The organism is Rubrimonas sp., assembly GCF_036788415.1.
Lineage (GTDB): Bacteria > Pseudomonadota > Alphaproteobacteria > Rhodobacterales > Rhodobacteraceae > Rubrimonas.
The window spans coordinates 1-6,387 of the sequence record NZ_DAIQNN010000126.1 but is presented as its reverse complement, the minus strand read 5'-3'; the positions used below and the strand labels follow the sequence as shown (position 1 = coordinate 6,387).

Genomic DNA, 6,387 nt, shown 5'->3' with positions numbered 1-6,387 from the left:
TTCGCCGCCACCGCCGTCCCCGGATCGACCTGCAGGGCCGTCACAACGCCCAGCGCCGCGGCCATCGCGGCGGCGGCCGCGACGCTGCGCCAGGCCAGCGCGAACGGTTTCCAGATCGCCTCGCCGGCGCCGCGCCGGACGAGCCAGAGCATGCTCCACAGAAAGAAGGTCCCGGTGAGCACCCGCCCCCAGAGCAGCCCCTCGAATCCGAACCAGACCACGGCCGGGATCAGGACCGGGAGGCGGAAGAGGAAATTGGCGAGATTGCACAGAAAGATCGACCGGGTGTCGCCGAGCGTCATCAGCAGCGCCTGGGCGCCCGTGGCCACCATGGTGAGCGCGATCACCGGCGCCACGATCTGCACCACCAGCACCGCCTCGCCCCACTGGGGGCCGGCGAGGATCATCACCAGCTCCGGCGCCACCATCGCCATGGCCGCGCCCACCGGCAGCACCGCCGCGAGGGTCATCGCCTGCGCACGGCGGAAGGCGGAGACGAGCCGCGTGCGGTCGGCGCCTACGCGCGCCAGTCCGGAGTAGATCGCCCGCGTGAAGGGCGTCGCGAGCTGGTTCGTGGCCATCGTCGCGAGCTGGTCGCCGACATGGTACTGGCCAAGGCTCTCCGCGCCGAGGCGCCAGCCCACGAGGATCGCCCCCATCTTGGCCGCGCCGAAGCTAAAGATCGTCGAGAGGGTGAGCCAGCCGCCGAACCCCACGAACAGGCGCCACTGGGCGAGACTCAGCCGGGGGCGGTAGGGCGCGACCCGGTGCGCCAGCGCCAGGCCCGCCACGGACGAGACGATCATGCCCACCACCAGCGCCCAGTAGTCGCCCCACGCGAGCGCGAGCGCGATCGCCGTCGCGATGAAGACGAGCTTGGTCGCGATGGAGATCGCGGCCTCCCGCGAGAAGTCCAGCCGGCGCGCAAGATCGACCATGCGCGGGCTGCGCAGCCCCTCGATCAGCGGGATCAGCGCCATCCAGCGCAAGACCGGCGCGACCGCCGGTTCGTTCATCAGCGCCGCGACGGGCGCCGCGACAAGCAGAAGCGCCGCCGCGACGAGCGCGCCGCGCATCAGGCTCAGGGTGAAGGCCGTGTCGTAACAGTCCGCCTCGATCGTCGTCTCGCGGATCAGCGCGTTGTTGATGTGCATCTCGGAGAACTTCTTCGCCAACTCCACGGCGATGAAGGCCAGCGCGACCACGCCGTAGTCGGCCGGAGAGAGCAGGCGCGCCAGCACGGCGAGGCTGACCACGCCCAGAACCCGCACGCCGAACTGGCCGGCCAGCAGCATCGTTGCGCCCAGCGCGACCTTCCGGCCGAGCGCGCCCCGTGCGCCGTCCCGTGCGCCGCCATCATCCATGGCGCGTCGGCGTCGTCACTTCTTCGCCCAGGGCGTGGGGTCGGCGATCTCACGCACCACGCGCAGCACCCCGGCGGGCTCGGGGCGCGGCGAGGCCGCCACCCTGAACCGCTCCGGCATGTGGCCGACCGCCATCAGGGTGATCACCGCCTCGTGGTCGGGAATGGCGAAGGCGCGGCGCAGGTAACGGTCCTTCTGCGGCCGCACGCTCCAGTTGAGCATGCACACGCCGAGGCCCTGGGCGTGCAGCGCATAGGCCAGCGTCATGGCGAACAGGCCGCCGTCGATCCAGCACTGGTTGCGCTCGCCGAAGTCGGTGAAGGCGCGCATGTCCGAGGTCACGGCGAGCACGGCGCCCGCGAGGTGGCCGAAGCCGCGGTTGCCGTTCTGGAAGCCGAGCATTCGATCGCGAACCACCGGATCGAAGGCGGCGTGGACGCGGCGGGATTCGCGATTGCAGACGCAGGGCGACTTGATCGCCAGGGCCACGGCGCGGGCGATCGCCGCCTCCTCGACCGGCGCGCCGGTGAAATGGCGCACGCTGTGACGATTGAGCACGAACCGCTCGAAGTCGAGCGCCCGCCCCGCCTCGACGACGTCGGCGCGGGCGACCTCGCGCACGCCGCCGACCGCTGTCGGGCGGGCCGGCTCCAGCGGCGGCATGGCCGCCGGCAGGGGGGCCTCGACCGCCTCGTGATGGGCCGCGTAGGCCCGCAGCGCGCCCCGCGCCGCCTCGGTGGCCAGCGACGGCCCGAAGCGGGCTTCGGCCGCCGGCAGGCTCCCGGCCAGAAACCGCAGCGAACTCTCGCCGAAGCCCGGACGCACCTCGGGCAGCGACAGCCCCTTCTCGATCCGGTGATAGTCCTTGGTGATGCAGGCCTCGACGCCGACCGCGTCGCGGGCTCGCGTCACCGCGCTGGAGGCGCGCGCGAAGCGGCGGAGATCGTAGAGATAGTCGCGCGCCCCGTCGAGCGCGGCCCGCAACCGGCGCAGCCGGGCGCGCAACGCGCCGCGCGCCCGGCGCAGGAGCGATGTCGACGCGGGCGCGGCCGGGCCGGACATCGGCGCGGCTCTCCTCGATGCGGCGGTCACGGCCGTCGGCCCCCGCCGGAAAGCCGCTTGAGATGCTCCGCCACGTCGCGGGCCTCGGTCTCGGGCAGCGGTTCGATGATCATGTTTATCCCCGGGAGCCAGTCCTCGCCCTGCGTCAGCAGCGCCACGAGCGCCTCGTCGTCCCAGACGATCCCCGCCGCGCGCAGCGCGTCGGAATACGGGAAGTCGGCCGCCGCGGCGGCCGGCGCGCCGTGGACGTCGCGCATGCCCGGCCCGACCCTCGCGGCGTCGGAGCTCGCATGGCAGGCGGAGCATTTCACCTCGAAGACGCGCGCACCCCTCTCGGCGGCGGCCACGTCGATCGTCGGCCTGTCCTCGCCGCAGGCGGCCAGCGCCGCCAGGGCGAGGAAGGCGAGGAGCGGCCGGCGCATGGTCACAGGGGCGTCGCCGCGACGACCGCAGCCGCGGCGAGCGCGGCGAGCAGGGCCATGATCGCCCCCGGACCGGCGAACAACAGAAAGCACGTCAGCAAACCTCCGATCCACAGACCCGACAGCGCCAGCGTCCAGCGGTCCGCCCCGCGCGCGAGCGCAAGGCCCGCGGGCGGCAGCGCCAGAGAGAGCAGCGCAAGGGCGGCGCGACGCATCCGGCTCAGCCCGCCGTCTCGGCGACATGGTCGGCCATGCGCAGCGCCATCGCGATGATCATCATGGTAGGCCCCGAGTAACCGCTGGTGGTGAACACGCTGCTACCCCCGACATAGAGATTGTCCAACCCGTGCACCCGGCAATCGCGATCCACCACGCCGTCGGCGGCGTCGTGCGACATGCGCGTGGTGCCGATGTGGTGATAATGGCCGAGGAGCCGCGAGCCGACGAGGTCGCGGTCGATGGTCTCGATCTCGAAGCGTCCCATCCCGAGCGCCGCGAGCTCCCGCGTGACGATCTCCTGCCCCTTGGCGAAGGTGTGCACGTCGAGGTCGTTCAGCCTCCAGTCGAGATCGGCGATCGGCACGCCCAGCGCGTCGCGCTCCTCGCGCAGCACGATTCGGCTGTCGGGGTTGGGCGCCTGCTCGATGCGGTGCTCGAGATCGAACCACAGCGGCGCCGGCCGCCGCCGGCGCAGCGCCGCGCCGATCAGGTTGGACGCGCCCGCCGGATCGTCCATCAGCCTCGCCATGTCATCGATCAGCGACGGATCGAAGGGGCGCATGAACCCGGCCCGCAGCCCCCCGAGCGCGCCCGCGACGCCGGGCCGGGCGTAGACCGGATTGAAGCGGCAGTAATAGTTGAGAACGCCGTGCGTCCGCATCGCCTCGGCCGACAGCGAGAGATTGGCGTTCAGGCGCAGCCGGCGCATCGCGTCGTAGTCGTAGATCTCGGGGAACGCCGCGGACGGGATCATCCGCGAGGCGAAGAGATGCGGATGCTCCATGAAATGGCGGCCGACATGGCCATGGGCGTTGCCGATCCCCCGCGGGTCCGCCCGCCGCGACACGAGCAGAAGGCGCGCGTTCTCTATCGCATGGCAGCACAGCACGAACGTCTCGGCCTCGATGGAGACTTCCTTGCCGGTCGTGGTCCGGGCGAGGACGCGCTCGATCCGCCGTCCGTCCTCGCTCGGCGCAAGTTCGACCGCGTTGAGGTTGAACACCCGCTCCACGCGCGGGGAGGCGACCATCCGGGGCTCGAACAGCCGCGCGTGGCGCAATTCGCGGCTGAGCTGGAAAACCTTCGTCTCCAGCGCCGACGACCGACGCTCCAGCAGGCCGGCCGGCGCCGCGCCGCGATCGGTCAGGATCGCGGCGGGGTCGAAGAAGCTCTCCGAAATACCGAGCGTCGCGGCCGCCTCGGCGACGTAGGGCGCAAGGTCCTCGGCGGTGATCGGCCAGGCCGGCACGCCGAGCTCCGGCCGACCCTCGTAGTCGATCGGGTCGTTGGCTCGGCAGTAGCCGGCCCAGTGGTTCGTGGTGCCGCCGTAATAGCGCAGCCGGCAGGAGAGCAGGTCGTAGTAGGGCAATCCGATGTTGCGCCCGGCGTAGAGGCGCTGGGTCGCACCCTCGATCTCGGTCGCGCCGGCCTCGACCAGCAGCACCGTCAGGCCGCGCTCGGCGAGCCGAAGCGTCGCGGCGATGCCGGCGGCTCCGCCGCCGACGACGCAGACCTGCGTAGACAGCGACGCGCCAACCGCCTCGGTGCGCGCATCGCGCGGCTGTCCGGTCGTCACGCAGCGCCTCCCCACGCATCCGCGCCCCGCGCATCCGGGCCCCGGGCGGGCGCGTCCGCCGCAGCGAGGCAGACCGCAGCCTCCAGCCGCGACAGCCCTACGCCCTCGAGCCCGACAAGCCGGCCGGCCCGATGCTCCGCGGCGATCGCAGCGCCCAGGGCGGCCGGCCCCTCGCGGTCCAGCGCCGCGAGACGGGGCGCGCACTCCCGCACAAGCGCCGCCGCCCCCTCCGAGCCCAGAGCGGCGCGCAGCCGCCCGCCAAGCCGCGCCAGATGCGCGTCACACGCCGGCGCCGCCCGCCCCAGGGCCGGCGACGCCCCGCCAAGCGCCGCCAGCGCGCCAGCCGAAAGAGCCCAGCGGCGGGAAATCGATCGCGCCATCACCCCATCCCCAACCCTTCAACCACGCGCCAATACCACAGCCCTCGCCGCGGCGCAGCAAGCGATCTCCCATCACCAAGAATATCGCAAACACATGCCCCGCGCCCAAGAACCGTCTTCGGCGCGAGGGCGGCCAGCCGGCCGTTCGCGCTGCCGCCCGTGCGGACCACCCGTCGCATCAGGCTCCTGGCCCCGACGATCAGCAGCCGACGGATATCGGCCTGGCCCACCCCCCGGCGAAGCAGCGCGCCGCCATGGCGGCGCTGCTTGAAGACCATCTTCGCCAAAGCGGACCAAGGTCGACGCCGAGGCCCAGTGGGGCGTGGTCGCCGACGCGCTGCGGGAAAAACAGCCCAAGCTCGCCGCGCTCATGGACGCCTCGCGCGACGACGTGCTCGCCTACATGGATTTTCCCCGCGAGCTCTGGCGCCAGATCGCGTCGACAACCCCCCTTGAGCGGGAGAACCGCGAGATCAAGAGCCGCGGCGACATCATCGGGATCTTCCCCAACGACGACGCCATCGTCCGCCTCGTCGGCGCGCTGATGCTCGAGACCAACGACGGATAGGCGGTCGCCCGGCGCTACACGAGCCTTGAGACGCTCGCCCGCGTCACCAATCTACCAACGTCAGACTGCCTTACGTGGCCACCTGAGCTGAGACCGAACCTCTCCGAGCCCCGGCGCTACCACGCCACGTATCGAAACATGACCCCGTCGCCGAGGAACTTGGCGCCAGTGCTGTCGACCAGAAGGTCCAAAGGGCCCGCGGCGCGGCGATACGGGTTCTGGACGTTCAACGTCTTCTGCCTGCGGCAGAGGGTTGTGTAGTTGGGCTCGGGCCAGTCCAGTTCCGCCATCCGAAGCAGGCTGGCCAGCGTTCCAGCGGTCTGCCGTGGGGGCAGCTTGAACAGCACCTTGATCGATAGACAGCACTGGATGGCATTCGTCGGGAAGACAGCCCGCGGCCTGTTTTCCGATCCTCCTCATTCGGAGAACACCGGCGTGCGGCCGGGGCCGCCCTCACGCGGCGCGAGCCACGTCATCTCCCGGTCCAGCCAGATCAGCAGAGATCCCCGCTTGCGCAGCGCGACGTTGTAGGCGGACCAGTTCGTCGTGCGGTAGCGGGCGGGCGAGGGCTTGCTCATGCGGGCCATGTAACCGCATGGATTCACAATGTGAATCCCGGTCAGTCAGAGTTCTGCAACTACGCCGTTTCGATGCCGTTTGGCAGAGTGACGTGCGATTTCACCTGCCAGAAGCAGGCTTCCGCACCGAGCCGGAAAATGCGCAAGGACATTTTCAATCCCGAACCTGATTACGCATGAACCTCAGCCAGTTTCAGCAGACGATAAGGCATGGGCGG

6 protein-coding genes and 2 pseudogenes are annotated in these 6,387 nt (G+C 71.1%); 1 reads left to right on the top strand and 7 read right to left on the bottom strand.

Annotated elements, in window-relative coordinates; all coding sequences use genetic code 11:
• The 6 genes from V7Q31_RS16615 to V7Q31_RS16590 form a co-directional block, all read right to left on the bottom strand.
• On the bottom strand, window positions 1–1,295 hold a 1,295-nt coding region (locus tag V7Q31_RS16615; protein ID WP_333834973.1), incomplete at its 3' end, for an oligosaccharide flippase family protein.
• A gap of 84 nt (window positions 1,296–1,379) precedes the next feature.
• The gene (locus V7Q31_RS16610) at window positions 1,380–2,426 is read right to left on the bottom strand and encodes a nitroreductase family protein (protein ID WP_333834972.1); all 1,047 of its coding nucleotides are present in this window, start codon (window positions 2,424–2,426) and stop codon (window positions 1,380–1,382) included.
• Between the two features lie 26 nt (window positions 2,427–2,452).
• Window positions 2,453–2,848 (bottom strand): c-type cytochrome, encoded by a 396-nt coding sequence (locus V7Q31_RS16605; protein WP_333834971.1) that lies wholly within the window; start codon window positions 2,846–2,848, stop codon window positions 2,453–2,455.
• A gap of 2 nt (window positions 2,849–2,850) precedes the next feature.
• A complete protein-coding gene (locus tag V7Q31_RS16600; protein WP_333834970.1) occupies window positions 2,851–3,063 on the bottom strand; it encodes a hypothetical protein in 213 nt (70 codons plus the stop codon).
• A gap of 5 nt (window positions 3,064–3,068) precedes the next feature.
• Window positions 3,069–4,643, bottom strand: coding sequence for an FAD-dependent oxidoreductase (locus V7Q31_RS16595; protein WP_333834969.1), 1,575 nt, complete (start codon window positions 4,641–4,643; stop codon window positions 3,069–3,071).
• Window positions 4,640–5,023 carry a hypothetical protein gene (locus V7Q31_RS16590; RefSeq protein ID WP_333834974.1) on the bottom strand — a complete coding sequence of 128 codons (384 nt, stop codon included), beginning with the start codon at window positions 5,021–5,023 and terminating at the stop codon, window positions 4,640–4,642. The genes V7Q31_RS16595 and V7Q31_RS16590 overlap by 4 nt, the downstream gene beginning before the upstream one ends.
• A gap of 221 nt (window positions 5,024–5,244) precedes the next feature.
• On the opposite strand from V7Q31_RS16590, the pseudogene V7Q31_RS16585 reads away from it, so the two are divergent.
• Window positions 5,245–5,677, top strand: a pseudogene (locus tag V7Q31_RS16585) (transposase); the annotation flags it as partial.
• Window positions 5,678–5,734: 57 nt separating this feature from the next.
• Here V7Q31_RS16585 and V7Q31_RS16580 read toward each other — a convergent pair.
• A pseudogene (locus tag V7Q31_RS16580) lies at window positions 5,735–6,169 on the bottom strand (transposase); the annotation flags it as partial.
• Window positions 6,170–6,387: the final 218 nt, after the last annotated feature.